19 protein-coding genes are annotated in these 26,990 nt (G+C 30.8%); 10 read left to right on the top strand and 9 right to left on the bottom strand.

What is annotated here, in order from left to right; genetic code table 11:
• The first annotated feature begins 65 nt into the window (after positions 1-65).
• The 5 genes from FOF46_RS09255 (at position 66) to FOF46_RS09235 (ending at position 9,571) form a co-directional block, all read left to right on the top strand.
• Positions 66-4,133: a non-ribosomal peptide synthetase gene (locus FOF46_RS09255; protein ID WP_143916258.1), complete on the top strand. Its 4,068-nt coding sequence runs from the start codon at positions 66-68 to the stop codon at positions 4,131-4,133.
• Positions 4,134-4,312: 179 nt separating this feature from the next.
• Positions 4,313-4,747 carry an SRPBCC family protein gene (locus FOF46_RS09250; protein WP_109435406.1) on the top strand — a complete coding sequence of 145 codons (435 nt, stop codon included), beginning with the start codon at positions 4,313-4,315 and terminating at the stop codon, positions 4,745-4,747.
• 36 nt (positions 4,748-4,783) lie between these two features.
• Positions 4,784-7,156, top strand: coding sequence for an efflux RND transporter permease subunit (locus FOF46_RS09245; protein ID WP_143916257.1), 2,373 nt, complete (start codon positions 4,784-4,786; stop codon positions 7,154-7,156).
• A gap of 21 nt (positions 7,157-7,177) precedes the next feature.
• The gene (locus tag FOF46_RS09240; RefSeq protein ID WP_143916256.1) at positions 7,178-7,984 is read left to right on the top strand and encodes an outer membrane lipoprotein-sorting protein; all 807 of its coding nucleotides are present in this window, start codon (positions 7,178-7,180) and stop codon (positions 7,982-7,984) included.
• A gap of 336 nt (positions 7,985-8,320) precedes the next feature.
• The gene (locus tag FOF46_RS09235; RefSeq protein WP_143916255.1) at positions 8,321-9,571 is read left to right on the top strand and encodes a DUF1302 family protein; all 1,251 of its coding nucleotides are present in this window, start codon (positions 8,321-8,323) and stop codon (positions 9,569-9,571) included.
• A 35-nt stretch (positions 9,572-9,606) separates the two neighbouring features.
• Here the strand turns inward: FOF46_RS09235 and FOF46_RS09230 are convergent, their stop codons facing one another.
• From FOF46_RS09230 to FOF46_RS09215, 4 genes are all read right to left on the bottom strand, one after another.
• The gene (locus FOF46_RS09230) at positions 9,607-10,263 is read right to left on the bottom strand and encodes a 4'-phosphopantetheinyl transferase family protein (protein WP_143916254.1); all 657 of its coding nucleotides are present in this window, start codon (positions 10,261-10,263) and stop codon (positions 9,607-9,609) included.
• Between the two features lie 95 nt (positions 10,264-10,358).
• A complete protein-coding gene (locus tag FOF46_RS09225; RefSeq protein ID WP_143916253.1) occupies positions 10,359-11,258 on the bottom strand; it encodes a lysophospholipid acyltransferase family protein in 900 nt (299 codons plus the stop codon).
• Positions 11,259-11,317: 59 nt separating this feature from the next.
• A complete protein-coding gene (locus FOF46_RS09220) occupies positions 11,318-12,217 on the bottom strand; it encodes a lysophospholipid acyltransferase family protein (RefSeq protein WP_143916252.1) in 900 nt (299 codons plus the stop codon).
• Positions 12,218-12,345: 128 nt separating this feature from the next.
• Positions 12,346-13,245, bottom strand: a complete 900-nt coding sequence (locus FOF46_RS09215) for a lysophospholipid acyltransferase family protein (protein ID WP_143916251.1) — start codon at positions 13,243-13,245, stop codon at positions 12,346-12,348.
• Between the two features lie 137 nt (positions 13,246-13,382).
• Between FOF46_RS09215 and FOF46_RS09210 the strand changes: the two genes are divergently transcribed.
• Positions 13,383-14,033 carry a rhomboid family intramembrane serine protease gene (locus FOF46_RS09210; protein ID WP_143916250.1) on the top strand — a complete coding sequence of 217 codons (651 nt, stop codon included), beginning with the start codon at positions 13,383-13,385 and terminating at the stop codon, positions 14,031-14,033.
• 64 nt (positions 14,034-14,097) lie between these two features.
• Here the strand turns inward: FOF46_RS09210 and FOF46_RS09205 are convergent, their stop codons facing one another.
• A complete protein-coding gene (locus FOF46_RS09205; protein ID WP_143916249.1) occupies positions 14,098-15,234 on the bottom strand; it encodes a TlpA disulfide reductase family protein in 1,137 nt (378 codons plus the stop codon).
• Positions 15,235-15,710: 476 nt separating this feature from the next.
• Between FOF46_RS09205 and FOF46_RS09200 the strand changes: the two genes are divergently transcribed.
• Positions 15,711-18,074, top strand: a complete 2,364-nt coding sequence (locus FOF46_RS09200; RefSeq protein WP_143916248.1) for a GAF domain-containing protein — start codon at positions 15,711-15,713, stop codon at positions 18,072-18,074.
• Between the two features lie 17 nt (positions 18,075-18,091).
• Here FOF46_RS09200 and FOF46_RS09195 read toward each other — a convergent pair whose 3' ends face one another.
• Positions 18,092-19,273: a Pycsar system effector family protein gene (locus FOF46_RS09195; protein WP_143916247.1), complete on the bottom strand. Its 1,182-nt coding sequence runs from the start codon at positions 19,271-19,273 to the stop codon at positions 18,092-18,094.
• A 56-nt stretch (positions 19,274-19,329) separates the two neighbouring features.
• Here FOF46_RS09195 and FOF46_RS09190 point away from each other — a divergent pair, with 56 nt between their 5' ends.
• Complete coding sequence (locus FOF46_RS09190) at positions 19,330-23,043, top strand: metallophosphoesterase (protein WP_143916246.1); 3,714 nt, start codon at positions 19,330-19,332, stop codon at positions 23,041-23,043.
• Positions 23,044-23,086: 43 nt separating this feature from the next.
• On the opposite strand, the gene FOF46_RS09185 is transcribed toward FOF46_RS09190, so the two are convergent.
• The 3 genes from FOF46_RS09185 to FOF46_RS09175 all read right to left on the bottom strand — a co-directional run bounded on the left by FOF46_RS09185 (position 23,087) and on the right by FOF46_RS09175 (position 25,043).
• On the bottom strand, positions 23,087-23,899 hold the full coding sequence (locus FOF46_RS09185; protein ID WP_167571779.1) for an SdiA-regulated domain-containing protein: 813 nt from the start codon (positions 23,897-23,899) through the stop codon (positions 23,087-23,089).
• Between the two features lie 43 nt (positions 23,900-23,942).
• Complete coding sequence (locus tag FOF46_RS09180) at positions 23,943-24,392, bottom strand: Dps family protein (RefSeq protein WP_143916244.1); 450 nt, start codon at positions 24,390-24,392, stop codon at positions 23,943-23,945.
• Positions 24,393-24,491: 99 nt separating this feature from the next.
• Positions 24,492-25,043, bottom strand: coding sequence for an NUDIX hydrolase (locus tag FOF46_RS09175; RefSeq protein WP_143916243.1), 552 nt, complete (start codon positions 25,041-25,043; stop codon positions 24,492-24,494).
• Between the two features lie 149 nt (positions 25,044-25,192).
• Here FOF46_RS09175 and FOF46_RS09170 point away from each other — a divergent pair, with 149 nt between their 5' ends.
• The gene (locus FOF46_RS09170) at positions 25,193-25,612 is read left to right on the top strand and encodes an IS1/IS1595 family N-terminal zinc-binding domain-containing protein (protein WP_143916242.1); all 420 of its coding nucleotides are present in this window, start codon (positions 25,193-25,195) and stop codon (positions 25,610-25,612) included.
• Between the two features lie 122 nt (positions 25,613-25,734).
• Complete coding sequence (locus FOF46_RS09165) at positions 25,735-26,982, top strand: hypothetical protein (protein ID WP_143916241.1); 1,248 nt, start codon at positions 25,735-25,737, stop codon at positions 26,980-26,982.
• Positions 26,983-26,990 lie beyond the last annotated feature (8 nt).

Genomic DNA, 26,990 nt, shown 5'->3' with positions numbered 1-26,990 from the left:
GCATTATTGCTCATTTTTTTACCAACTTTTAATGCTTGCAATATTCTTAAAACCTAAAAAAAATAATGAAAACTGATTTTAACACAGATCAAAATAATCTTCAATTACATCCGCTATCAAAAGAACAAGAAGGCTTATGGTTTCTTCAACAATTGGACCCCGATATTTCAGCCTATAATGTTGTTTTTGGAGGAGAAATAAAAGGAGAATTAGATATAGAAGTTCTTAAAAAGACCTTCGATTTTTTGATAGAACGTCATGATGTTTTAAATACAACATTTGAGATAGTTGATGGTAAACCTTATCAGAATTTCGAAAAAAATATTGATAAAAACTTTGATATTCAGATAGATAGAAGTGTTTCTGGTATAGAAGAAACAATGAGTCGTATTGATCAAGATACTAAAAAACCATTTAATCTAAGTACTGATAGATTAATCCGTGCCAATATATACCATCAAGCTAACCAAGATTATATTTTGGTTGTAACAGCTCATCATATTGCCATGGATTTATGGGGACTGGCAATATTGCTTAATGAATTACGATTGGTATATACTGCATTATGTACTAATGATACACCTCAATTAAAAACTATTACGACAAATTTTAGAAATCATGTAAATGATCAAAAAACACTTTTGTTTTCTGATAAAGGAGATACATTATTACAATATTGGAAAGAAAAACTATTAGGAGAATTACCAGTATTAGATTTTCCCATTGATAAAGTAAGACCAAAACTATTAACATATTCAGGAAATATAGAACGTTTTGCTTTAGATAAAGAGTTAAGTTTTCAACTTGCTGAGTTAGCTAAACAAGAAGGGGTTACCTTATATATGTTGCTTTTGGCTACGTATAGAATCCTTTTACAACGTTATTCTAATCAAGATGATATCTTAATTGGTGTACCTGTTGCCGGAAGAAACAAAAAGGAAACTCGAAACATCATTGGAAATTTTGTGAATACAATTGTATTGCGTTCTTCTTTAGACATATCATCTAGTTTTTCTGATTTTGTAAAAGATATTCGTAAAGATGTCATTGATGGAATGAAACATCAGGAATATCCTTTTTCAGAACTTGTAAAAGAATTGCTTCCGGATAGAGATCCGGGAAGATCACCTTTGATACAAACAGCATTTGCATGGGAAAAATTACCTGTTCTAGATGATGTTATGGCGTCTTTAGGGGCAAATGAAGAGAATTCGTTATTAGATATACAATTATTTGATGTAGATCAACAAGAAGGACAGTTCGAAATTAGCCTCGAAATGGGTAATGTAGTCAATGAAGAATTACAAGGATTATTTAAATATAATACCGACTTGTTAAATAGTGAGACGGTGATTCAGGTTATTAAACATTTTAAAAATCTATTGTATGCAATAGTTGAAAATCCAAAATCATCTGTTGCAAAACTACCAATAATGTTGGAAGAAGAACAACAAGAAATTTTAAACATATGGAAAGAAAAGCCACAAAAAACTCCTGATTTTGCCACCTTACATGAAGGTTTTGAAACTATGGTTGCCAGAAATCCAAATGCCACAGCAGCCGTTTTTGAGGACAAAGAAATAACTTATGATGAGCTTAATAAAAAAGCAAACGCGCTAGCACATCATTTAAGAAGCTTAGGTGCAGAAAAAGGAACTTTAATTGGTTTGTGCGTTGATAGATCTATCGAAGTACTCATAGGAATAATGGGGATTTTAAAATCTGGAGGAGCATATGTCCCCTTAGACCCTACAAATCCTAAAGAACGACTAGAACTAATTATTGATGATGCAAAAACACCAATAGTTATAACTCATGGAAAAGAGAAATTAACCACATTAGGAGAGCAAATCGAAATAGTTGACTTAGAAACCGATTGGAGGGTAATTGAAACCAATTCAAAAGAAAACCTTAATCTAATAACTCAAAAAGATGAATTAGCATATGTAATTTATACTTCTGGTTCGACAGGAAAACCTAAAGGAGTATTAAATACACATCACAATGTATTAAGATTATTTTCTGCTACAGATCATTGGTATAGATTTAATGAGAATGATGTTTGGAGTTTGTTTCATTCTTATGCCTTTGATTTTAGTGTGTGGGAAATTTGGGGAGCTCTTTTGTATGGAGCCAAACTTGTAGTCGTTTCTTATGAAGAGAGCAGAACTCCAGAATCATTTTATAATTTATTAGCTAATCATAAGGTTACTGTATTAAATCAAACACCTTCTGCATTTAAACAACTTATTGATTATGAGGTTTCTGTCAATGAATCAAAAGAATTAGCACTATCATACGTGGTATTTGGAGGAGAAGCTTTGGATATTCCCACTTTAAAACCTTGGATGGATTATCATGGAGATAGTAAACCTCAACTCATTAATATGTATGGGATTACAGAAACAACGGTACATACTACATATAGAGAAATAACTAAAGATGATTTATTATCATCAAAAAGTATGATTGGGGAACCTATTCCTGATATGAAAATTTACTTATTAGATAGTGAACTTAAACCTGTACCATATGGTGTGACTGGAGAGATTTATGTTGGAGGAGAAGGTTTGGCGGTAGAGTATCTACATCGTCCAGAACTTACATCAGAACGGTTTATTAAAGACCCTTTTAGTAGTGATCCTAAAGCTCGATTATATAAAAGCGGGGATTTGGCTCAGCTATATAAAAATGGAGATCTAAAATATGTAGGTAGAGCAGATGCACAAGTTAAAATAAGAGGATTTAGAATTGAACTTGGCGAAATACAAACATTATTAGTTTCTCATCCTGAAGTTAAAAATGCAGTCGTGACCACCAGGATTATGCAAGATGATGATATACGCATTGTTGCATACTATATTTTAGAGGAAGAAGGGGAAGCTATCGATAAAAAACTAAGAAATTATTTATTAGACAAGCTCCCTGATTATATGATTCCTTCAATTTTTATTGAAATGAAAGAGTTCGCTTTAACAAACAATGGAAAAATTGATTATCAGAAACTTCCTGTACCAGAATATAAAAGAGAAGAAACAGAATTGGTACTTCCAAGAGATGTAGTCGAATTAGAGCTGCAAAAGATATGGGAGAGAACACTAAAAATCTCTCCAATTGGAGTAAAAGATGATTTCTTTCATTTGGGAGGACATTCTATGCTTGCTGTAAGTATAATGAGTGATATTAAATTGATTTTTGGTGATAGTTTAGCAATTTCAGTATTGTTTCAATACCCTACAATAGAAAAATTAGGAGAAATAATAAGAGATAAAAAAGAAATTTCTAAAGGTTCCCCTGTAGTTCAATTACAAAAAGGAACTTCTGCTCAAGAACCTATATTTTGTATTCATCCTATTGGCGGAAATGTGTTTTGTTATTCTTCGATGGTAGAATCAATAAAAGATTCATATAGTATTTATGGACTTCAGGTTCCTTATTTATATGAGGATGGAACTCCGCATATCACGGTAGAAGATATCGCTACAGATTACATAAAGAACATTAAATCGATACAGAAAGAAGGACCTTTTCATTTGGTTGGATATTGTTTTGGTGGTTTAATCGCTACAGAAATCGCACATCAATTAAAAGATCAAGGAGAGGAAGTCGCTACAGTGACACTATTAGATACCAGATCTCCTTTATATGATGATTCAGAAGAGTTTGATGATGCTATTTTATTATCCTGGTTTGCCAGAGATTTGGCAATACCTTACGGAAAAACACTTACTATTAACCCAGAAGAACTTCGAGCATGTGAATCTGTAGATAAAATGTTTGACATGGTAATAGAGCGGGCAAAGAAAGGTCATATTGTTACTGATGACATCAATAAGGATCAGATGAGAAGATATCTTGATGTGTATATATCCAATGGTACAGCATTATCTCTATATGAAGCAAAACCCTATAATGGTAAGATTAACTTATTAAGAGCTGTACAAGAGCCTCTTATAGAGCAAATAGGAATTAATCTAGGGTGGGATCGTTGTAATATTAAAGATTTAAAAGTGTATGATGTACCCGGTAATCATAGTACAATGATGTACCAACCTAATGCAACAGTATTAGCAGGAACTTTACAACAAATATTCACAGAATATAACAAGGTTGAAAGTGCTGTATTGATATAGCAGAACTATTAAAATTTATATATCACATTTCATTTTATGGACTTGTCAGAGAGTATGTTTCGCAAGTTTTGGCTAATTCTAATGAACGTATTATGTAACCATATGAATACTTTCTGATAAGTTTCCATAAACCAATTATACATATTTAAATAAGGTCGACCTAAAACTAAAACAACATTATGATATCTATTAAACAAACATTTTATTTAGATCATAACATCAAAGATGTTTATGAATTCGTCAATGATCCCGTAAATGAAGTCAGCTGGGTTTCTTCTGTAAAAAAAGTTGAGCAAATGGTTGATGATCAACTAAGGTTACAATATGATTTCTTAGGTAGAAAAGAAACCTTCGTTATGCAAATTAGCACCGAAGCATTTCATCTTAGAAATTATAAAAGTGTCGAAGGAGCTTTTCCTATGAAAGGGCAGCAAAGTTTTGAATCTATTAAAAATGGTAAAGCAACAAAGTTTGACTGGTATTTTGAAATGGATCCAGGAAAATACTTTGGACTAATTCCGCTGATGATTATAAAAAAAGCTACTGAGAAAGTCATGAAAAAAGATGGAACTAATCTTAACAAGTTGATCTCTCAAAGTATGATGAGTGTCTAAATTATTAAATCCCCTAACCAATTATAATCTTTCAAAATGAAATTTATAGCCAATATTATATATAAGAGACCATGGTTGGTTCTTATTGCACTTTTGGTCACTACTATTCTTTTAGGAACAGGAGTAACTAAACTTAAAACCAAAAATAATCAGGATTCAGAACTTCCAAAAGATGATCCTATTGTAAAAACAAATGATTACCTGGAAGAGGTTTTTGGTAAAAAAGATGTTTTAATCGTAGGTATAGAAACTGAAAATATCTTTAATAAAAAAACACTTAATAAGATTATAAATATCTCTAAAGAAATAGAAACTGTTGAAGGTGTTATCGGAGATGAAATTACAAGTTTATCCACAATCAATAATATACAAGGTAAGGATTGGGGATTAGATGTTGGTCCTTTGATGGAAGAAGTTCCAGCAAGCAAACAAGAGATATGGGAATTGAGAAAAGAGGTGTTTTCTAATGAGTTAGTAATTGGACGTTTAGTATCTAAGGATGCTAAATTTACATCTATCATTGCTAATCTCAATGAGGATTATGACCAAACGATAGTGTATAATCAAATTTCTGAAATCATTAAAAAGTATGAAGGAGATGAGAAATTTTATCTAGCAGGAGCACCAATAAATTCTCATGAAATTGATACAGGTATTCAAGATGATGTTAATCTTCTTTTACCATTAGGACTGCTATTAGTATTGATAGGATATTTTATTTCCTTTCGCTCGGCAAAAGGAGTAATACTGCCTTTTGTGGTTGTTATTTTAAGTATTATTTGGACAATGGGATTAATGGGGCATATCGGTTTTTCCATAACAGTTGTATCTTCGGTACTTCCAATGCTTATGATTGCCATATCGAGTTCTTATGGTATTCATGTTCTTCATCGATATTATGAAGAGATTCTGACTAGTGAGAATAGAAAAGCGGCCGCTAGAGAAACTGTAAAAAAGATTGGTCCTGCAGTTTTAATGACAGGGATAACCTCGGCTATTGGATCAGCTACTTTAATTATTTTTAAAGTAACATCGATACAAGAATTTGGAATCATCACTTCTTTAGGTATCATCTCTACCTTGTTGGTATCTATATTACTTATTCCTGCAATTTTGTCATTATCAAAGAAGAAAGGAGAGAAGAAAACCAGAAAAAATAGAGAAGCTCTTCTTAATAAGTTTTTATTATGGGTTGCCAAAGTATCATTAAAGTATAGAGTAAGAATTTTGATCGGTACATTACTCTTATTTGTTATTTCGGGTATTGGAATAAGCAAGATTAGAGTAGGAAACGACTTTGTGAAGTATTTCCCAAAAGAACATGTCTTACGTTCTACATTCGAGAAATTTAATGACAAATTAGGAGGAGTACGTACCATGGATATCATGATAGAGGCCAAAGAAGCCAATATGATAAAAGATCCTGAATTCTTAAAAAAGATTGCTGGTTTTCAAAAATTCGCAGAATCTCAACCAGGAATTGGATATAGTAGTTCATTCTCAGATATTATAAAACGAATGAATCTGCAGATGAACGATGCAGATCCAAGGTATAACACCATTCCTGATTCAAAAAACACAATAGCACAGTATCTATTGTTATACTCCATGTCTGGTGACCCTGGGGATTTTGGAGATCTTATCGATTATGATTATCAGAGAGCAAAAGTAAAACTCTTCTTGACTACCTCTGAACAAGAAGAACATATACAATTGTATAAAACTTTTGAGACTTATGTAAATGAAAATTTTAAAGGTGAAGCTAATATAGAATTTGGAGGAGAAGTAATGTTTTGGCTGGCGCAAATACGATATATAGTAAATGGAAAAATCCAAAATATTTTTCTGGCTATTTTAATCGTTTTGATCTTTTGTATGATTGTTTTAAGATCCATGTCACTGGGATTTTTAAGTATTGTTCCTCTTACCGTATCAAGCATATTAACCTTTGGTTTTATGGGGTTTCTGGGGATTCGACTAGAAACAGGTACCGCTATAATAACTGCAATCGGAATCGGAATCGGGATCGATTTTGCAATTCATTATCTATTACGATTTAAAGAAGAAATGATGATAGATTCTAATTTAGAAAGGGCAACAGAAACCACTATTTTAACTTCTGGGAAAGCCATAATTTATGATGTAGTTTCTAATATTCTTGGTTTCATCGTATTCGTTTTTTCAGGGTTTCTGCCAATACAATATTTCGGATGGTTAATATCATTGACAATGATAACAGTAGCATTTGGGTCATTGGTATTGTTTCCTTCACTTTTAGGAATTTTTAAACCAAAATCATTGTTTCAACAAAAGGGGCAACAAGAAGAAAAAAACATAGAAGCAATCAAAGAAGAAGCACCTCAGAAAGTTATAAAAAAGACAATGGCTTTATCTGAAGAATCTAATTAAAACTTTATAAAACTTAAAACAATGAGAACTTTTAAAATAGTAAGAATATCAGTAATTCTAGCCGTGTTTTCTTTTAATATTTCGATGCTATCTGCACAAACTGGCTTAGAGGTGATGACCAAAAATGAAAGACAAGTTTTTGCAGATGATGAGAAAATAGATATTACCATGACATTGGTAAATAAAAAAGGAAAAACAAGAGCTAGGACTATAAATCAGGTTATAAAAAGTGATGAGACAAGAAATCGATCATCAATTATAAGATTTACATCACCTTCTGATGTCAAAGGAACTTCTTTTTTGGCGATAGAGTATTCTGATCGTGATGATGATCAATGGTTGTATTTACCTGCTTTAGGTAAAACCAGAAGAATTTCATCCAGTAATCAAACCGATAATTTTGTTGGATCTGATTTTACTTATGAAGATATGGGAACAGAGGATCTTGAAGATTTTAAATATACTATTATCAAAGAGGAAACTATAGATGGACAAAATTGTTTCTTGGTAGAAGCAATACCGATTTCAACATCAAAAATCAAAGAAACTGGATATTCAAAAAGAGAAATATATGTAAGAAAATCTGATTTTGTAATTGCCAAAATAAACTTTTACAATAAAAACAAAGTGCATATAAAAACATTAACGACCTCTGATGTAAAAAAAGTGGCTAATAGCGAAAAATCAAGAGCTTATGTAATTACTATGAATAATCATAAAACAAATCATAAAACTATTTTAAAATTTGCTGATTTTCAAATAAATACAGGAGTGGAAACCGATATTTTTTCTAAACGAAATTTAGAGAAAGAATACTCTTATGAATAATAAAGTAGAATGTTTAACCTTAATTAATAACCTTATGAAAGTATAGTATTAAAATAACCTAAAAAGTAATAGAATAAGTGTCCTTTTGAAGAGGTGATGATGGTCTATTAATGATTGATTTGTGTTTTAATCATCATGTATTTTAATCGGATACTTATTCTTAATTAAATATTACCCTGACAAAAGTAATCTCTTTTGTGAAAAAAAGAATTCTTTAATTTATAATTGACTATAACCTTGAATTATAAACAACGTAAACACGATATAAAAAAAAGTACATTTGAGTTTTTTTCTAAAAAGAAATATTTCAGTCTTGTATTAATGATTATAGCTTGTATGGCATCATTGCAAGCTCAAAAGGAAAAAAAATACCAAATAGGTGGTTTTATAGAGTTAGATCACATTAGTTATTTTGAGAATAATAATATTGAAGAAGAGAAAATCAATTCGAGAAATCAAGGGATTTTACAATTAGAAGTAGAAAGCAAGGCTATTAAAAATTATCATTTTTTTGGTGGTGTTGAAATCCGTGATGATATAGCAGATCCTGATCGAAGACGAGTGTTTTTAGATGAAGCTTACATTGATATCTATATGAATACTATGGATATAAGAATAGGAAAACAAATAATTACATGGGGCGAGGCAGATGGGATTAACCCTACCAATAATTTAAACCCCATAGACTATTCTGATATTATTGATACAGATGATGAACGTATTGGAGTATATTCTATATTGTCTAAATATTATATTGATGATATTACAATACACGGTGTATTTATTCCTGTTTTTCAATCTAGTATTATTCCTGCAACGAACTCGAGGTGGTTTGTTGATTTTCCTCAACAAGCAATTCTTCCAACAGGTGAAATAGTACCTGCATTATTCGAACTACAAGATTTTGAGGAACCCGAAAAAGATATTCGAAGTGCTCAGTTTGCTTTTAAAGTAAGTACAACATTTAAAGGGTGGGATTTTTCGGTAAGTTACTTCAATGGATTCGATGATTTGCCTTCTTTATATCAGGAGTTTATACTGGGTCAAGACGGAGTTGCCAATGTTTTGATTACTCCGAAAATTAAAAAATTGCAAGTGTTTGGTGCAGACTTTTCTACTATAATTGGTAACTATGGTTTACGAGGTGAAGTTGGATATTTTAGAACAGAAGATCATAAAGGAACTAATCCTTTTATTGACGATTCTTTTTATCAATATGTAGTGGGGTTAGATAGGACTTTTGGAAGCGTAATAGGAGAAAATAACTTATTTATTATTTTACAATGGGTTCATCAGATTATTGAAAGTGGAGAAGATGTTCCGAATACTAATCTTAATAATATTTTTCAAGAGTCTTTTGTTGGAAGAGCAGAATATGAAATTAGTAATTCTGCAAAATTTATAATTGAGGCGACTCATGACATCAAAGTAGATAATACATATGTACAAACAGAATTACAATATGATTTAAGTAGTGGTCTTAACCTTAGTTTGATAGGAGATTTCTTTAATGGTAAAAGAAAAACATTTTTTGGTAATTATGAGGATAACAATAGAATTCAAGCCCGATTAAAGTATAGCTTTTAGGAATAATAAAAAACAAATGGAGTTATAAAATTGGGTTAGCTTTTATAAAAATTTACAAACTCACAAGGTAATTCTATAGGTGATAATTCTTTATTAATTGCTATGTGGCTACTATAGCCATCAATGTTTATTGGAAGAGGATAAACGTGCCAGGTGTCTGAGTCAATTGTAGCTTTATCATTTACAATTGCAAAGGAAGATAGTGCAATACTAAGTCCTTTTCCTATAGCTTTGACCACTGCTTCTTTTTGTGTCCAATATTTAAAAGCACAATCTTTTACGGAATCTGCTTTTACTATATTTTTCCATTCTGTAACGGTCATCTGTGACTTCAATATAGTTACATCAATATCCCTTATTTTTTCGATATCAATACCTACTTTATTATCATTGCTGATGATACAAAAAGTAAAATCTCCAGAATGCGAAATATTAAAATCTAGATCAATATCCAAAAATGGTTTGCCATATGAATTGTATTTCAAAAGATGTAGAGGATCATCCTGAGAGTCTGAAAACCTGGAAATTCCATGTCGTAAAAGTAATAATCCTAGTAAAGAGGTCTGCTTATCCTGCCATCTTCTAAATGCATTAATCTTATTTTTTAGTTTTTCAGGTATAGTATTTATATGAGTTTCAAAACATTCATCTTGAAATTCTTTACTTATTTTACTGTATAAAATAATAGTCATTTACGTTATATAATAATAAGTTCAATTTCTGAAGAATACATAACTATATCGATTTAAGGCCATAGATTACAAATACCCTATAGAAATACATCAAATTAATCCACAACTGCACCTTCAGGAATTGGAGTATTTCTATGTTTCCAACGTTTATGAGTCCATAAATAATATTGAGGTTTTTCTCGTATCTGACCTTCTAATAATCTTAGATATTCTTTAGTAACGTGATATTTCTCTTCGGTTTTACTATTTTCTGAGATAGGTATAAATCGAACTTCATAATACCCTCGTTTCACTTTTTCTACATGTAAGTATAGAACAATTACATCAAGTCGCTGTGCTAAAAATTCACCACCTAAAAATATAGGAACTTTTACTCCCATGAAATTCGTCCAATACTTTGCATTTCCAATTTTTGGAGATTGGTCAGAGATCATTCCATAAGCACATACAGTATCTTCTTGTTTATCTTTTATAATTTGTCTTGCGACCTTATGACTAGCAATAAGCCTTGAATTAAAACGTCCGCGGATACGGTGTGCCAATCTGTCAAAATATTTGTTTTCAATCTGTTTATAAATACCAACACATGGATTAATAGATACTAAATCTATTGCATTTGACCATTCAAAACTTCCGTAATGCCCCATCAGGGCAATTATACTTTTGTTTTTCTTTTCAAACTCATGAAACTCATCAAGGTTAGTTACTTTATACCGTTTTATAAGTTCTTCACGAGAAATAGAGAGCGATTTTGTCATTTCTAAAAACATATCACACATATGTTTATAAAATTTTTTACGAATACTAAAAATTTCCTCTTTGGACTTTTCTGGAAAAACCAATTGTAGGTTTTCTGTTACTGTCTTTCTCCTATATCGTACGATATAATAAATAATAAAATAAATACCAGTGGAAAAAGCATAAAATAATCGCCATGGTAGTTTTGAAATCCCTAGTATAATTGGATAAACCAGGCTATATATTAGTAATTGCATATGGATGGTTAAAAGCTTACAATATAAGCTTATTTATTAGATATAGTTTACAGATGTGTTTAATCTATTGTTGCGCCCTCTGGAGCCAATGCATTTCTATGCTTCCATCTCTTATGGGACCACAAATAATACTGAGGGTTATTGGTAATTTGTTTTTCGAGAAGTCTTAAGTATTTTTTTACAATAGAATAATCTTCACAGTTTTTAGGGTCTTCAGTTATTGAAACAAATGTAGCTTCATAATACCCCCTTTTAATTTTTTCTACTTGTAAATAGTAAGTGTTTATTCCTAAGCGTTTTGATAACACTTCGGCGCCTAAGAAGGTAGGTACTTTTATACCCATAAAATTAGTCCAATACATGGCTTTATGTAATTTGGGCGATTGATCTGCTGCTAATCCATACATATATAAACCATCTTTGGTTTGGTCCTCGGTAATTTCTCTCATAGCATTTTTGTTTGTAACAACACGAGAACCAAAACGAGCACGTATTCTACGGACTAATCTGTCAAAATACATATTCCCTATAGGTTTGTATATACCAACCGCTTGAAAATTTGTTTGTATATCTATTACATTTGCCCATTCATAACTGGCATAATGAGCCATAAAAACCATAATGTTTTGTCCTTTGGCTTCTAGGTTCTGTATCTTTTCCAGATTAGTGACTTTAAAGCGTTCCATCATTTCTTGATTAGAAATAGAAATAGATTTGATCATTTCTAAAAACATATCACACATATGCTTATAGAACTCTTTTCTAATCTTTTTGATTTCTTTTTCAGCCTTTTCAGGAAAAACCAATATTAAGTTTTCTGTAACGGTTCTTTTCCTATATCCAATAATATAATAAATGATAAAAAAAATACTAGTAGAAAAAGCATAAAACAATTTCCATGGTAATTTTGAAATTAGCCATAAACCAGGATAGACTAGCTTATAAATTAATAATTGCATAGATAGATGGGGTTTGGTTTGCGAAAATAAAAGTATTTTACCAAACTCATCTGTTAAAAATAAAAAAACTAAATAAAATAAGAAGAACTAAAAGTGTTGTTAGTCAGCTGGTTATGTTTGTTTGTTATTTAGTCTACTTGTGCACCTTTAGGAAGTTTTGCATTTCTATGTTTCCATCGTCTGTGAGTCCAGAGGTAATATTCTGGTTTCTCCCTTATTTGTTGCTCTAATAATTGCAGATATTTTTTTGTAATATAATGATCATCACAATTCTTTGGATCATCTGTAATGGTTATGAATTTAGCTTGATAATACCCACGTTTTATTTTTTCTACTTTTAGATAAGTCACAGGCATATCCAATCTTTTAGATAAAACTTCTCCTCCGGTAATTACAGGAACTTTAATATTCATAAAATCAGTCCAATACAAAGCATTTTTTAATTTTGGAGATTGATCTGATAATAGTCCATAAGCGCAGAGTCTTCCATGTACTTTATCTCTGGTGATCTCTTTAATCACATTGTGGTTATCTATTAGTCTTGTATTGAATTTTCCTCTAATACGATGTGCTAGCTGATCAAAATACTTGTTTTTAATCTTTTTATATACTCCAACAATGGGAAAATCCATTACAAATTGGGCAGCAATGGCCCATTCATAACTGGCATAATGCCCCATAAGTACAATAATACTTTTGTTTTTGGCTTGTAATTCTTTGAATGTATGTTGATCAATTATCGTAAAACGTTTAGTCATTTCTTCTTTGGATATAGATAAGCTTTTTATCATTTCCATAAACATATCGCACATATGTTTATAAAATTTTTTACATACCCGTTTAATTTCTTTGTCCGATTTTTCAGGAAAAGCGAGAGCTAAATTTGTAGAAACTACTTTTCTTCTATATCCAACAATATGATACATGAGTACATATATTCCGGTAGATAGGATATATAATAGACGCCAAGGTAACTTTGAGATTACCCATAGGATTGGATAGACCAAACGATAAACTAACAATTGCATTAAACCCCTAAATTAAAGGGTACAAATATAAAAACATCCTTCTTTTTTTTTCATAAACTTTTGCTAATTAGAAAGTACAATTGTTTTAGATTTCTTGAGGTGAAAATATATGTATCTTTGAACAAAAATTTTAGTTAATGGAGAAACTTGATCTTATTGTTATCATAATTATTGGAGCTAATATACTGATGTCATTAAAGGGATTTAATGATTTTTCTTTTTTTGAAAAGTATAAATTCAATATTGGCGGAATACATAGAGGAGAGCAGATACGAATGCTAACATCTGGATTTTTACATGTCGATATGATGCATTTGTTTTTTAATATGTTTACACTTTACTTTTTTGCTCCAACGGTAATTGGGTTTTTAGGTAATATTAAGTTTTTAATCGTTTATTTTGGAAGCTTGTTAGTTGGAAATTTATTTTCATTATTTTTTCATAAAGACGAATACTACTATAGCGCTGTCGGTGCAAGTGGAGCTGTATCTGGTATAATATATGCAGGGATTTTATTCAGACCAGACATGAGTTTGTATTTGATGTTTATTCCTATTCCTATTCCTGCTTATATATTTGGAATTGGATATTTATTATATTCTATTTTCGGGATGAAAAATAAAGTCGGAAATATAGGACATGATGCTCATTTTGGAGGTGCAGTAGGAGGATATATTATTACTTTGATATTGGCTCCGTGGTTGTTTCAAGAAAACCTGTTCATGATTGGTTTACTAGCAATACCAATTATCATTCTTTTTGTTTTACAAAGAATGGGGAAATTATAACATTAAAAAAAGGCAACTCTATGATAGATTGGTTGCCTTTTTTATGATATTATGTTTATATATTTTATAGAGATTGCTGAGCAAGTAATTCTGAAATTTTTTCCTCTAATGCAGGTCCTCTTAAATTCTTAGCAATTACATTTCCTTTTTCGTCAAGAATAAAAGTAGCTGGGATAGATCGTACTCCATAAGCCTGTGCAATAGGTTCTTGCCAGAATTGTAGATTAGAAACATGATTCCAATCTAAATTATCATCAGAAATAGCCTTGGTCCATGCTTCTTGTTTTTTATCTAACGAAACGCTAATTATATTAAGTCCTTTATCGTGATATTTTTTATACACATTTACTACGTTAGGATTTTCCATTCTGCATGGTTTACACCATGAAGCCCAAAAATCAATAATTGTGATTTTACCCATTGACTGTTTTAAGGATAACATTTTACCTTCTGGAGTAGGAGCAGAAAAATCCTCGGCAGTACTGCCAATATCTATTCTTTTTTGCATGGATACAGCCATTGCATTAGCAATAAGTTGATTAAGGTTTTTGCCTAATCGACTAGTTTTTAAGGTGTCAGCAATAGAGTTAAATTGTTCTTTAGCTTCTTTTGCAGAAACAATTTTAAGGTTTAAAAGGTCAGTTAAAGCCATTATTGATACAAGAGAACTCGAATTATTATTCGCTAGATCTTTTCTAAATTGTTTTTCTGCTTCGACTAATTCCTCCCTTTTTGCAGCTATTTTTATAGCTTTATTTGTTTCTCCTAGTTTAGTAGCAATTTGATATTCATTACTAAGTTTTAATTTTTCTTCCCCATATTTTTTAACAGTCTTGGCATATGAAAAGAAGAGTTCGTTTTCTGTTCCTCCTTTAACGATAGAAGATCTCATACTATCTTTATAGATAGTCATTTCTATAGGGTTGTTTTCTGCCAAAAAGAGAACATTTCCTCTTAGATCTTTAAATGTTAAATAATTAAAATCATTACTTTCTGGGGCAGGTAATTTAATCTGAAACTTTTGATTTTGTATAGTTGTAGAATCTATAATTATTGGCCTTCTAGATTGACTCACAGCATTTACATATACCATGGTTCCTTCTTCAAAACCTTCGGTGTCAGCAGTAATAGAATATCCTTTTTGATCTTTTTGACAAGCTACAAGTAAAAGTGTTGTAACCAGAAGTGCAATTCTTTTCATTTTTTCGTTTTTTTATTTTTTTGATATGACAAAAAAATTGGCATATTTGGGAATCAGTATATTAAGAATTAATCAATTTCATTATTAAAAATAGTAATTAATTATTGATATACTCATTTCATGGCAATTAGATTTATTGGTTGTAAAAATAAAGAATCCTCATTACATACTCCAAAAATTAACGTTGCATATAGAAGAATTGTTAAGATACTTTTACCAATAATGTGCAAAACTCGGATAAAAATCTTATATTTTGTGTAACAAAATACTATAGTAGTTCGTCTATTATGGTATAATGTTTGTTAATATTTTGGATATAAGGATTAAATCAATGTCCAAATTTTAATAATTCAATCGTCTTAAATGTTAAATAGAAGTTTTTTTTAAGTTAAAAAAATATAGTTTAATTAATTGTTAATAACTAGTGATACAATTTGGTTTGTATTACCTTTGTATCCTAGAATAAAAGAGCAAACATGACGGGGTTAGAGCATGATTTTCCATTAGATATTTGGATTAGCTTTTCGAAATTTTTTGAACAATATAAAGAATTACTGAAAAGTGATAATGAAATTATCAAGGATAGAGCTGCGCGTATTTTAAAGATAGCAGAGCAGTATCCTGAATTAGATAATGGGATCAAAGAAGAAAAACGAGTATATGAGTTATTAGAACCTATTCATTTGGTTCTAGAAGATTCTTTTCCTGATATATTACAGCAAAATGAAATTAAAATTGCTACAATTCCATTTCATAATAAAGTATTAAAGTCTACTTCACGCTATCAAAATATTGTAAAAGCTACAGGAGAGAATTTTGAACCTCAAATCAAGAATTTGAATGAGGATCACTATTATATTATGGGATGTAGTATTATTCTGGGACACTATTATAACTATAATATAGATTTCAGAAGACCTTTCTTTTATGATATTCCTGATGCTTTCGGTGTAATGAGGAATTATAGAATTATGTATAATGGTGATTTTATCGATATCATTAAAACTGATAAAGCAAAAGAAATTACAGATGCAGATGTAGCCGAATTGTTAGATAATTTTGATAACATAGATATTTGGAAAGAAAAATTCCCTCCTCATAGTTGGATTTTTAAGGGGATTATCATTGCAAACATGTTTGATGTTACTACAGATGTTTCTTTATCCGATTTTAAAACTAGCTTAATAAAGTATGATAAAACTCAAGGAGATTTTGTAGGTAGTTTTCAGGATATTTTTAGAGCGATATTTAATCTTCGAGAGATCAAAGTTGGTTTTTCGAACTATAATCCAGAAGACCAGGTACTAGAACGTGTGCCTTTTAAAAATATAGATAGTTACATTTTGTATGATAGATATACAGATTGTTGTGAAACGGCTTTGTGTAAAGGAACGTATCATTATCTTTTTGAAGAATCTACATACTTTGCAATTTCTGATGTAAAAAGATATCAGAAATCAACTCCAGATGAAATAATGTATAAAAATCTGGTGGCACAAGGTATTAATAGCGCAATTCTTGCTCCAATTAAAAGTGATGGTAATTTATTGGGAATTTTAGAGATTGTTTCTCCAAATGTCCACGAGCTCAATAGTATTAATGCAAACAAATTGCAGGATGTTATGCCATATCTTGTAGATTCTGTTTTACGTTCAAAAGCAAAATCAGAGAATGAGCTAGAGCTAATCATTCAGCAGGAATGTACATCGATACATCCAAGTGTGCATTGGAAATTTAAGAGAGAAGCGAAACGATTTATGAGAGCTATGGTGGATGAAAATCCAGTTTCGTTCAGAGAAGTAGTTTTTGAAAATGTATATCCATTATATGGACAAATAGATATAAAAGGCTCTTCAGATGCTCGTAATGAAGCAATACAAAAAGATTTGGTGTTACAGCTAAAGGGTATAGCTAAAATCATTAATAAAATAATTGAATCAGATCCATTACCAATATATGAGCAACTAGCATACAGAACAAATCGTTATGTAACGGCAATAACAGAGCAATTACAAGTAGATAGCGAACAAAATATTCTTAATTTTATTAAGAAAGAGATTACTCCGTTGTTTAAGCATCTTAAAAAGAAGAATGTCGAACTCGATACTCTTATAGATGAATATGAAGAAATCCTTGATGTTAGTATTAAGACGGTTTATAGGCATCGAAAGGCATATGATGAGTCAGTAATGCTTATCAATAAAAAAATGGCGGCTTTATTAGATCAAAAACAAGATGAAGCTCAGGGAATGTACCCTCATTATTTCGAACGTTTCAAGTCTGATGGGGTTGAACATAACATGTACATTGGAGAATCAATAACCAAACAGGATAGTTTTAATAAGGTGTATCTCTATAATCTAAGGTTATGGCAATTGCAGATTATGTGTGAGATGGAAAATGCTTATTATCAAATGCAAAAAGATTTACCTGTTGCATTGGATGTTGCTTCAATGGTTCTTGTTTTTAACACTTCATTATCCGTGAGATTTAGAATGGATGAAAAACGATTTGATGTAGATGGGACATATAATGCAAGATATGAGGTAGTTAAGAAACGTGTTGATAAGTCAAAAATAAAAGGTACTGATCAACGTGTTACAGAGAAGGGTAAACTCGTAATTATATATTCTCAACGTTCTGATGAACGTGAGTATATTAAGTATATTAACTTTTTGCAATCTAAGAACTATCTTGAAGAAGAAATAGAGATTGTTGAATTAGATGATCTTCAGGGGGTTACTGGTTTAAAAGCACTTAGAGTCAATATTCTTTATCATAAAAATGAAAAAGACAAAGAATATTATACGTATGAAGATTTAATGAAAGAGCTTAATTAAAGCTCTTTTTTTTGTACTTATTGTAAAGTGTTAAATGCCAGGACAAAAGAAATTACTGAAGTCACTATTCCTATCATGAATACGGTATATGTTATTCGTAGTATTTTATATTTTTTGTGTAATACTTTTCCTAGAAAATAAAGATCTTTTATCATGGTATCATAGATATAATCTTTATCTCCCATTAATTCTGTCATAGCCCATTTATATTCATTCAATGGCATTTTATGAAAATTTCCAAAGAATAATAGATTGACTTTCTTTTCTTTTATTTCTTTGCGGGTAAATTCACCGCTGGTAACATTGGGTCTGGTAGCTAATACAGATAAAACTATAGAGGCAATAGTGAATATAAGAAAAACTAAAGTCGGATAAATAAGATATTGGTTTGATGGGTTGTCAAGTTTTGGAATGAGATTTGACAGAGCCAGAGACATAATAATAGCATTTACAGAAAGTAAAATATTGGCTTTGGTATCAGCAATATCACTTAGCTTTAAATGATTTCTTAAAGTAACCCTAAAAAGAGTCTGTATACCTTTTTCTGGACTTTCTTCCTTTAATATGTTTTTTAATTTTTCTTTTTCTTTCTTTTTCTCCTTTTTTATTCTTGCCTGCTCTTCAATCATCTTATGAAGATTCTCTTCTTTTTTTGGTTTCCATTTTGAAATGGCATAATCTGTATAATAGTGATGTTTATTCTGAAATAAATCAATATTAGCTTTAAGCCATTCTGAAGTGGTTAAATCTTTAACAGAATTTAGTTTAAACTCTCGTCTCAATAACTCACTTGTTTCACCATAATAATCTTTGGCAAAGTGGGAGGCATCAGCATCTCTAATGATCTCTTCCATTAGATCAGTAGGTTGATGTTCCATTTTGGTAGCCATAATTTGTTTAGAAACTTTGTCAATGATCTCTTGAGAGACATTTTGCTGATATAAAAAATCTTTTGCAATTTCAACACTGTGCTCTTCATGGTTGTCAGAACTCTTAGAATACCCAGTATCATGTAATAAAGCAGTTAATAATAAAACTTCTTTATCTTCATCAGATAAATTTGTGTTATCAATAATTTCTTTTGTACTTTTAAATACTCTTTTGGTGTGATCGTAATTATGGTAAATACAGGAGTTTGGAAGCTCATTTTCAAAGAGCTCTGAAACAAAATTATCTGTTTTTTCTAATAAAGAAGACATATGTACATTTTTTCGGTAACCAAAATAATTAAAAAAAAGAGATTGTACTTCAAACAATGAATAAATATAATAAGATTCTAATAATCTGTGTTGCTCTATTACTTAGTTCATGTGCAACATACTCTCCTCAGTATAAAGTCGAAAACTTCACTCAAACATTACCCAGTCAGGGGGATACAGTCGAAAAAAGATTTTATTTGATTGGAGATGCAGGTTATGCCACCATGAAAAAAACTTCAGATGGATTAGCAATTTTAAAAAAAGTTCTGGATACGGTCAAGTCTAGCGATGATTATGTACTCTTTTTAGGTGATAATATCTATCAAAAGGGAATGCCTAAGAAAGAATCACCAGAAAGAGCTTTATCAGAACGTAGAATAGACGCTCAAATTGAAAGCATAGAAAACTTTAAAGGTAAGGTGGCTTTTATTCCTGGAAATCATGATTGGTACAATAATGGAGTAGAAGGTTTACACCGACAAGAGGAATATGTAATAGAGAAAATGAGAAATGATAATGCATTCTTACCTCCTAAAGGTTGCCCTCTGGAAAGTGTAGAAATAAATGACAAAGTCCATTTGTTAATTTTGGATACACAATGGTATCTTGCAAATTGGGATAAAAACCCAACCATAAATGATGAGTGTGAAATTAAGACACGAGAAAAATTCTTTCTTGAGGTAGAAGGAGAGTTGAAGAAACATAGTAAGAAGACAATTCTTATTGCAATGCATCATCCAATGTATACTAATGGCCCTCATGGTGGGAAATACAATTTTGGTAAACATATTTTTCCTTCAAAGAAAAAGATTCCTCTTCCGATCTTAGGTTCGTTAGCAACTCTAATTCGTTCTCAAGGAGGGGTTACAGCTCAGGATGTATCTAATGTTCACTATAGCAAGTTAATGAGAAGACTTTCTACAATGACCAGAGCTATGGATCGAGTAGTTTTTGTATCCGGTCATGAACACTCTTTGCAGTATATTGATAGTGACGGAGACAAGCAAATTATTTCAGGTTCTGGATCTAAGGTTTCTGCGGCGGCTCTTGGGAAAGATGGATTATTTTCATATCCAGGTCAAGGTTTTGCTGTATTAGATGTATATAAAAATGGCGCTTCAAACGTTCGATTTTATGCAAATGAAAATGGAGAGCCTAAGTTAGTCTATCAGACAGAGGTGCATCCCAAAGAAAAAGAATATTCTTTTAACGATATCCCAAATTCTTTTGAAACAGAAGTGTCAGCTTCAATTTATAAAAAAGAAGAAGTGAAGAAATCTAAGTTTTATAAATCGATGTGGGGGGATCATTATCGCAATATATACGGAACAGATATCAAAGTACCGGTAGCAACTCTAGATACTCTTATGGGTGGTTTTACTATTGACCGACAAGGAGGAGGACAAGTAACACGATCGTTACGTCTTGTAGATAAGGAAGGAAAACGATATAGTTTAAGAGCTATGAGAAAAAGTGTTACGCAGTTTTTACAAAAAGGAGCTTTTAAATATACCTATTTGGATGATGGATTTGATAATACGCTTACAGAAGATGTGCTTTCTGATTTTTATACGTCAAGTTATCCTTATGCATTTTTAACCGTAGGAACCCTAGCCGATGCTATTGGAGTTTATCATGCTAATCCAAAATTATATTATATTCCTAAACATCCTGCACTAGGGAAGTATAATGAAAAATTTGGGGATGAAATCTATTTTCTTGAAGAACGTCCGGGAAAAGAATACAAAGATGAAGTGTCTTTTGGAAAACCTGATGATATAGAAAGTACAGATGATCTTCTTAGTAAATTAAGGAAGGATGAAAAATACAAAATGGATGAAGAACATTATATTAGAACCAGGCTTTTTGATATGATTTTAGGGGATTGGGATCGTCATTCTGATCAGTGGAGATGGGCTCAATTTGATAAAGAAAAGGAAAAGATATTTAGGCCCATTCCCAGTGATAGAGATCAGGTATTTTCAAATTATGATGGATTACTTTTAGATATTATAAAATTTGTAGTTCCACTGGCTAGGAAATTTCAGGTTTATGATGAAAAACTTAAAAAGGTAAGATGGGTAAATCAATCAGGACTGCCATTAGATAGAAAACTAACTCAGAATTCTGGAGAAAAGATATGGATAGAACAAGCTAGATACATTAAAGAAAATCTATCTGATAACGATATAGAAAAAGCATTTAAAAATCTCCCAGAAGAACTTCAGGATGAAACGATCAAAAGAATCCAAAAGGATTTAAAATCACGAAGAGATAATATAGAAGATATCGCTAAGCGATATTATAAATATCTATCAAGACATGCTATTTTAACAGGAACAGACAAAGATGATTTTATAGAAATCATAAGAGGAGACTATAAAACAACAATAAAAATATCAAGAATAAAGGGAGGAAAAATAAAAAAGCTTTATAGTCAAAGAGTTTTTAATTCCAAAGAGACAAAAGAAATTTGGATTTATGGATTAGATGATGATGATCAGTTTGTTGTAAGAGGTAAGGGGAAGAAACCTATTAGAATAAGAATTATAGGAGGACAAAATAATGATGTGTATACTATAGAAAATGGAAGAAAAGTTAAGGTGTATGATCATCATTCAAAGCCTAATACCGTTGAAAAGAAAGGTGGAGCAAAATTTATATGGAGCGATATTTATAAGTATAACCTGTATGACTATAATAAATACATAGAAAAAACTAATGTCGTAACTCCTTTTATTGGTTTTAATCCAGATGATGGTCTAAATGTAAGTCTTACCGATGTGTTTACTATAAAAGGGTTTAAAAATAACCCATATCATAGTAAACATACTTTTAAAGCGGCATATTATTTTCAGACTCAAGGAGGATATGATATATCTTATTTAGGAGAATATATGAATGCCCTTGGTAATTGGAATATCTTACTTAGCGGTTTAATCACAAGTGAAAATTATGCGCAAAACTTTTTTGGATTAGGTAATAGTTCTGTGAATAATGATGATGAATTAGGTTTAGATTATAATAGAGTAAAGATTGGTACATGGGCTTTAGGTTTTGGCTTTTCTAAAAAAGGAAATTATGGTTCTACATTTTCGATAAAGGCAAATTATGAAGGAATAGAAGTACAGGATACGGGAGGAAGATTTATTACTTCTGGTCTCGGTTTTGTAAGTGAAGATCCTGATTTTTTTGAAAGAAAGCTTTTTGGAAATATTGATTTACACTATAAATTTGAGAGTTATGATAATGCTGTGAACCCTTCTCGAGGGATGCTGTTTAAATTGCAAACAGGGGCGAGGATGAATATAGAAGATACTGATCGTACCTATGGGTATGTTTATCCAAAACTAGGTTTTTATAATGCAATTACAAGAAATAGAAAATTAGTCTTGAAAACAGACGTTATGGCTCAGGTAATTATAGGAGATAGTTTTGAGTTTTATCAGGGAGCAGTTTTAGGAGGGATTAATGGATTAAGAGGGTATAGAGAAGAACGTTTTACAGGAGAAAGTGCATTAGCATTTAGTAATGATTTAAGATATAGTTTTAATAAGTTTAAAACGGGTATATTGCCGTTACAATTAGGAATATTTGGAGGCTATGATGTCGGAAGAGTTTGGCTTGATGGCGAGAATTCTGATCAGTGGCATGACTCTTATGGAGGAGGAATGTGGATTAATGCAATTGATACTATAGGAGGGCAATTAGGGTTGTTTGGGAGTGATGATGGGTTGCGTTTTACGTTTGGTTTTGGTTTGAGTTTTTAAAATCAAAAATCCTAGGATACGATAATCAATAAGATTAAATCACTTATTTTTTAATTCTATATTCGTATAAAGTAGCTTTACCATACTTACTTTTCTCATCAGTAATAAAAAGGGTACTGTCATTTTTAAAACATAAACCTTCTTTTTGTGAATTATGCTTTAGTTTTATTTTTTTAATATTTCCATTAAACAAATTATCCTCTGTAAAATCAGTTATTAAAAAAACTTTATTGTGAGTGAGAAGTGCAATGTGATCACCAGAATGATTGATCGCAGCACCGGTAATTAAGCAATTAGAACTATCTTCACATGTTTTGTATTCTCCAACTAGTTTGGCCATATACTTTCCTGGAGTGGCAGATACTTTGTATAGTTTGGTTTTTCCTTTTGAATTTTTAGCACGATTTTTAGTAAACAAATATAAATTTCCGTTAAGGTGAATAAAAGCTTCAACATCAAAATTGAAATTCTTTTTTTTGGGAGGGAACTTTTTTTGATCTTCAAAAATGAATCTAATTTTTTCTACAGATATTGTATTTGATAATAGTCCATTGACCTTATAAATAACAAGGTTTTTTCGATCATTATTATTATTTCCAAAATCTCCAATGTAGATATTGTTTTCTTGATCGTAGGCAAGATCTTCCCAATCTATATTTTTAGTGCCAGGAATTTTAATTTCATTTATAATCTCGCCTTTTTGATTTAGACAAAATACGGTGTTATCATTACCAGAATCATTGATAGCATATAATTTAGCATCAGACAACATAGTAATACCTGAGATTTCGTTAATAGAGTGCGAGAGTTTTTTGATTTTAGTTAAATCAGAATGTTTATCCTTTTGACAACTCATTGTCATTGTTGTCAAAAGGATAAGATATGAGAGTTTTATTATTTTAATTTTTCTGATTCCAGGCATTGAGCATCCAGCTTGTTTTTTCTATTTCTCCTATATACGTTCCTGTAATATCAAGAGTCCCATCGTCTTTAGTTTCTTCTGCAGCGACAGTTACTATTTTGAGTTGTTTTAAAAGTAGTTTATGGTCTTCTAAAATAGTAGAAACCATTTCATAGTCTGTAAGTATAGTACTTGCTTCATTAATATTAGAAATATCTAAATATACACTAAAATTACTCACAGGTTTTCCTCTTAGTGTAAGAATACGCTCTGCAATCTCATCTATTTTTAATTTAGCATCTTCATAAAACTCTTCAAATTTTGCATGAAGTTCAAAAAAATGTGGGCCTGTTATATTCCAATGAAAATTTCGGAGTTTTTGATAATGTATATGATAATCAGCGAGTAAAATATTTAAAGTATCTACAGTTTTATTATTTAAATCCATTATAGTTTTTATTTATTGTTTTTGTTATTTTAATACAAAAATACTATAATAAAAGATTAGCGGTAGAAGTTACAATAGTTAGTTGTAATAGAAGTATTATTATAATCGATTTGTGATTTCCTTAAGAATAAAGTGATAATATTCCAGATCATGAGGTACATAATCTTTATACTTAATAGGGTTATGAAGAATATTTTTAAAATCATTACTATCAAAAAGAATAACACCAGCGACTTCTTCTTCTTGTAGTTTTAATTTTTTGATAGAGACATCTAGTTTACTTAGATAGATGTAGTGAAACTCGTTATCTAGAAAATCAGGTTTGGGTATTTTTTTTGCTAAATATGTGCCAATAAACTCTAACTTATGTACCGGAACCAATATACCAATTTCTTCTTCAATTTCGCGAATGGCAGAATTCTCTGGACTTTCTCCAGCTCCAATATGACCCGCAACAGATACATCCCATAAATCAGGAAAACTATCTTTATTCTTTGCACGTTTCTGAAATAAAATCCGACCATCATCCGTAAAAAACCAAATATGTACACTAGCATGATATAACCCTAATTGATGAGCCTCAGATTTTAATCTGATTTCTCCGGTACGCTTTCCATGCTCATCTAATATATCTATCAATTCATCTGACATGAGTAATTACTGATTTTTCATTTTTTATTAATATTCAAAGATATATTTTTAATAATTATCGTTTAAAAATTAGATTTATTTATGATTAGTATTAAATAGTTGTTATATTTTTATTGCTAAAATGATATATTTATGCAAAAATACTATATATGAATTTAAGAGTATGTCCAAATTGTAATTCATCAGAGTATATTAAAAGTGGTGTAATTAATCATAGGCAGCGATATCGATGTAAAAATTGTAATTATAATTTTACAGTAAATAAGCTTGGTAAGAAGATAGATGATTATTATGTGAACAAAGCTTTGCAGCTTTATTTAGAGGGATTAACATATCGCGAAATTGAACGCATTTTGGGGATTTCTCACGTTAGCGTAATCAATTGGGTAAAGAAATATAATATTAAAAGACCATATAATTCGCAATATCATCCGACTTATAAGATTCTAAATGCTTCAGAATTAGCAATTTTTTTTCAATCTCCCGATAATATAAAAGGAGCTGGTGTTGTTGTAACAGAATTGGGGGATAAATTTATGCTTATTAAATGGGAACGTTTTAGAGAATAACTATAGTGATTAGCAAAAAACTATACTAATTTTTATTGCTTAACATAATTTTTAGACTTTTAACAAGTGCACAACACTACATCAGTAGTACAAATCATTTTCTAAAATCTAATTCTTAAATTATGAAAAAGCTCATATTACTACTTTTTTTAGGTTGTTTTTTGGTACCATATTTAGGATTTTCTCAAGGATCACCTGATTATACAGGTGGGCTAAAAGTTAAACTAAATGAAGATGGATCAAAATATTTTAGAATAATTTCTTGGGGTCAGTTCTGGGCACGATATCAGGATGAAGTGCCTGACGATGTTAGTAAAACAAATTTTAGCATTCGAAGAGCACGTATTTTAACATTTTCTCAAATAAATAAAGATTTCTTGATTCTTACTCATTTCGGATTAAATAGCTTAAATGGAGATAATCAAAGTCCAACAGGAAAAGGAGATAGCTCTCAACTCTTCTTCCACGATTTTTGGTTACAATATAGCTTAGGCGAGAAACATGCAATCGGGGGAGGATTACATTATTGGAACGGTATTTCACGCCTTAATAACCAAAGTACGCTTAATATCATGACATTAGATAATAATCGTCAATCATGGGCTACTATAGGTTTATCTGATCAGTTTGCACGTCATATAGGAGTTTATCTTAAAGGATCATTTGGAAAACTCCAATATCGAGTCTCAGTTAATGAATCTGGTAAAAACACTTTAGATTCTGCAATTGATCTTGCCAATCCAGATACTTTTATTGCTGGTGATACGTATTATGCAGGGAGAGATCTATTAGGTTCAAAAGATGCAGGGAAGAACTTTGCAGGATATTTTGATTATAATTTTTTAGATCAGGAATCTAATTTTTTACCCTATAAAGTTGGATCTTATTTAGGAGGTAAAAAAGTTTTTAATGTAGGAGCGGGGTTTTTTTATCACCCAGATGGAAGTGTTCTTGTTAATGATGATCTAACATTAGAAGGGCAAGATGTCGCAATTTTTGCGGTTGATGCCTTTTATGATGCTCCAATAGGAAAGAATGGATCTGCAATAACCGCTTATGCATCCTATCAGAACAATGATTATGGAGACAATTTTACACTAGGACAAACATATGAAACAGGTTCTATGGTCTACAGTCATGTAGGGTATGTTATTCCTAATGATAATAAGAAGATTAAATTTCAACCGTATGGGTCATTTAATTTACGTTCTATTGACCTTATAGATGATAATGCAACCACATTTGGAGTGGGAGCAAATGCATACTTCAGCGGTCATAATTCTAAACTTACACTAGAATATTTAAATACAAAGTATGGTGATAATGACGCTCAAAGTTTTGTTACCTTACAAGCAATGATCTATCTCTAAAATTAATA

The organism is Aquimarina algiphila (assembly GCF_007489275.1).
GTDB lineage: Bacteria > Bacteroidota > Bacteroidia > Flavobacteriales > Flavobacteriaceae > Aquimarina > Aquimarina algiphila.
Note: the sequence above shows the minus strand (reverse complement) of the source record. Positions and strands in the feature narration are given on the sequence as shown.

What these genes read in the sequence shown, in the direction of transcription:
- FOF46_RS09195 (WP_143916247.1), bottom strand. Translation starts at nt 19,273, where the DNA reads ATGTCTTCTTTATTAGAAAAAACAGATAATTTTGTTTCAGAGCTCTTT.
- FOF46_RS09220 (WP_143916252.1), bottom strand. Translation starts at nt 12,217, where the DNA reads ATGCAATTATTAATTTATAAGCTAGTCTATCCTGGTTTATGGCTAATT.
- FOF46_RS09230 (WP_143916254.1), bottom strand. Translation starts at nt 10,263, where the DNA reads ATGACTATTATTTTATACAGTAAAATAAGTAAAGAATTTCAAGATGAA.
- FOF46_RS09215 (WP_143916251.1), bottom strand. Translation starts at nt 13,245, where the DNA reads ATGCAATTGTTAGTTTATCGTTTGGTCTATCCAATCCTATGGGTAATC.
- FOF46_RS09205 (WP_143916249.1), bottom strand. Translation starts at nt 15,234, where the DNA reads ATGAAAAGAATTGCACTTCTGGTTACAACACTTTTACTTGTAGCTTGT.
- FOF46_RS09200 (WP_143916248.1), top strand. Translation starts at nt 15,711, where the DNA reads ATGACGGGGTTAGAGCATGATTTTCCATTAGATATTTGGATTAGCTTT.
- FOF46_RS09185 (WP_167571779.1), bottom strand. Translation starts at nt 23,899, where the DNA reads ATGAGTTGTCAAAAGGATAAACATTCTGATTTAACTAAAATCAAAAAA.
- FOF46_RS09250 (WP_109435406.1), top strand. Translation starts at nt 4,313, where the DNA reads ATGATATCTATTAAACAAACATTTTATTTAGATCATAACATCAAAGAT.
- FOF46_RS09170 (WP_143916242.1), top strand. Translation starts at nt 25,193, where the DNA reads ATGAATTTAAGAGTATGTCCAAATTGTAATTCATCAGAGTATATTAAA.
- FOF46_RS09180 (WP_143916244.1), bottom strand. Translation starts at nt 24,392, where the DNA reads ATGGATTTAAATAATAAAACTGTAGATACTTTAAATATTTTACTCGCT.
- FOF46_RS09245 (WP_143916257.1), top strand. Translation starts at nt 4,784, where the DNA reads ATGAAATTTATAGCCAATATTATATATAAGAGACCATGGTTGGTTCTT.
- FOF46_RS09190 (WP_143916246.1), top strand. Translation starts at nt 19,330, where the DNA reads ATGAATAAATATAATAAGATTCTAATAATCTGTGTTGCTCTATTACTT.
- FOF46_RS09240 (WP_143916256.1), top strand. Translation starts at nt 7,178, where the DNA reads ATGAGAACTTTTAAAATAGTAAGAATATCAGTAATTCTAGCCGTGTTT.
- FOF46_RS09225 (WP_143916253.1), bottom strand. Translation starts at nt 11,258, where the DNA reads ATGCAATTACTAATATATAGCCTGGTTTATCCAATTATACTAGGGATT.
- FOF46_RS09235 (WP_143916255.1), top strand. Translation starts at nt 8,321, where the DNA reads ATGGCATCATTGCAAGCTCAAAAGGAAAAAAAATACCAAATAGGTGGT.
- FOF46_RS09255 (WP_143916258.1), top strand. Translation starts at nt 66, where the DNA reads ATGAAAACTGATTTTAACACAGATCAAAATAATCTTCAATTACATCCG.
- FOF46_RS09210 (WP_143916250.1), top strand. Translation starts at nt 13,383, where the DNA reads ATGGAGAAACTTGATCTTATTGTTATCATAATTATTGGAGCTAATATA.
- FOF46_RS09175 (WP_143916243.1), bottom strand. Translation starts at nt 25,043, where the DNA reads ATGTCAGATGAATTGATAGATATATTAGATGAGCATGGAAAGCGTACC.
- FOF46_RS09165 (WP_143916241.1), top strand. Translation starts at nt 25,735, where the DNA reads ATGAAAAAGCTCATATTACTACTTTTTTTAGGTTGTTTTTTGGTACCA.